Annotated in this window: 1 protein-coding gene; it reads left to right on the top strand. The window is 66.4% G+C overall.

Annotated elements, in window-relative coordinates; translation table 11 throughout:
- Positions 1–590: 590 nt before the first annotated feature.
- On the top strand, positions 591–1970 hold the full coding sequence (gene ltrA, locus ACFU8Q_RS41165; RefSeq protein WP_384465254.1) for a group II intron reverse transcriptase/maturase: 1380 nt from the start codon (positions 591–593) through the stop codon (positions 1968–1970).
- The last annotated feature ends 94 nt before the right edge of the window (positions 1971–2064 follow it).

Genomic DNA, 2064 nt, shown 5'->3' with positions numbered 1-2064 from the left:
TTCGTACGCCCAGCAGAATCTGGAGGTTGGCCATGTAGGTGGTTGATCGTGGTTCGTAAGCTCGTCGTCGCCTGCCGGTGTGAGTCCGGTCCGGGTAGCTGCCAGGAGGCCCGGTAGCAGGCTGGCGGCGTCGGGGGGAAACACCCGGCGTCGAAGTCCAGCGTCGAAAGCCCTGTGAAGGGGGAGCGAAGAAGCGGTCCGTAGCATCACGCGAAGTCTGCGGCGTCGTTAGAGGCCTGCCCGTGAGGGTGGGGACAGGGAGAGCCGAGCCCCCGAAATCAGGGTGAAGGCCATGGAAGCGGTGAAGATCCTGGAAGGGCAGCCGCGAAGGACTCCCCGGCGTATGGGACATGGAACGTTTCGACGGTGACGGCGGGAACTGGGGAGGCCCTCCCTGGCCCGGCAGCCTGCGGCAAGAGTGCTGTCGGAAGCATCGCGACCTATAACCGGGTGAACCCCGGGAAGGGGAAGCGGGTCGGGTGGGCGTCGGAGGCGGCCGTAGTACTGCTTGAGCCGGACGGACAACACAACCGCCGGTGAGGGAAGGGCCGCTGCTTCGTCGATGCGTACTGCTGAAGTGGAGGGGCCCGGTGAGTGCCCGTGTGGCTAGTCCCGCCGTCGGGGGACGTTCTCCCTCGGATCCGGTCCGTGCCCTGCAGCATGCGCTCTACCGGGCGGCCAAGGCCGATCCCGGACGGCGGTTCCACGCGCTGGGGGACAAGGTCCACCGCAGGGATGTCCTGGCGCGTGCGTGGTCAATGGTGCGTCGTAACAACGGCGCTCCGGGCATCGACGCGGTCGATCTCGGGCAGGTCGAGGAGTACGGGGTCGCCCGGCTTCTTGATGAATTGGCCGCGGAGTTGAAGGACGGCAGGTGGCGGCCGCTCCCGGCGCGCCGGGTGTTCATTCCCAAGCCCGGCACGGCGGAGCAAAGGCCCTTGTCGATTCCTGCGGTCCGCGACCGCATCGTGCAGGCCGCACTGAAGATCGTGCTCGAGCCGGTCTTTGAAGCCGACATGCTGCCGTGTTCCTTCGGGTTCAGGCCCAGGCGCGGTGCGCACGATGCCCTCCAGGTCTTGATCGATGAGTCCTGGCGGGGACGGCGATGGGTCGTTGAGACGGACATCGCCAACTGCTTTGAGGCGATTGACCACGAGACGTTGATGCAGGCGGTCGAGGAACGCGTCTGTGACCAGTCTGTCCTGAAGCTCTTGCGCGCGATGCTGCGGGCGGGAGTCATGGAAGGCGGTCAGGTCCGCCGGCCGGTCACCGGTACTCCTCAGGGCGGGGTTGTCTCCCCGCTCCTGGCCAATGTCTTTCTGCACCGGATTGATCGGGCGTGGGAGACACGGCAGCACGGGGTGCTGGTCCGCTATGCCGACGATGCGGTGGTGATGTGCGCGACCCGCGAGCAGGCCGAAGCCGCTTTGGAACGGCTGACACGCCTGCTGGCTGACCTCGGTCTGGAACCGAAGGCAGCCAAGACTCGGATCGTTCACCTGGAGGTGGCAGGCGAGGGATTCGATTTCCTCGGCTTCCACCACCGTTTGGTGGCATCCCGGTCCCGCGACGGGAAGCGCCCTGTGACCTTCCTCGCCCGCTGGCCCGCGGGCAAGGCCATGCAGCATGCCCGCGACCGGATCCGTGAACTCACGGAACGGCGCAGACTGCTGCTGCCGGTCAAGGTGATCGTGGAGGACGTGAACACGTTCCTTCGCGGATGGGCCGCGTATTTCCGGTTCGGGAACTCGGCTCATTTCTTTGACCGGATCAGTTCGTATGCGCGGATGCGGATAGGCGGATTCCTCGCCAAGAAGCATCGGCGCACCAGAAAGTTCGGGTGGGCGGTGGTTGCCTCCGCCGCTCAGGATTCCCTGGGCCTGATCGCCTTGCACGGGACCGTTGTTGCACCCAGGCCCTTCCGGGACTGGCGGGGCAGGCCGAATGCCGGCGGTGAACGGCGTCGGTGAGCCGTGTGCGGGAGAACCGCATGCACGGTTCGATGTGGCGGGGGCTGGAAACGGAGCGTACGTACTACGCCACCGCGCCAGCCCCCGACCCTAC

Origin of the sequence: Streptomyces sp. NPDC057543, from assembly GCF_042801895.1 — a bacterium.
Taxonomy (GTDB): Bacteria; Actinomycetota; Actinomycetes; order Streptomycetales; family Streptomycetaceae; genus Streptomyces.
This window is presented reverse-complemented; position numbering and strand designations above follow the sequence as displayed.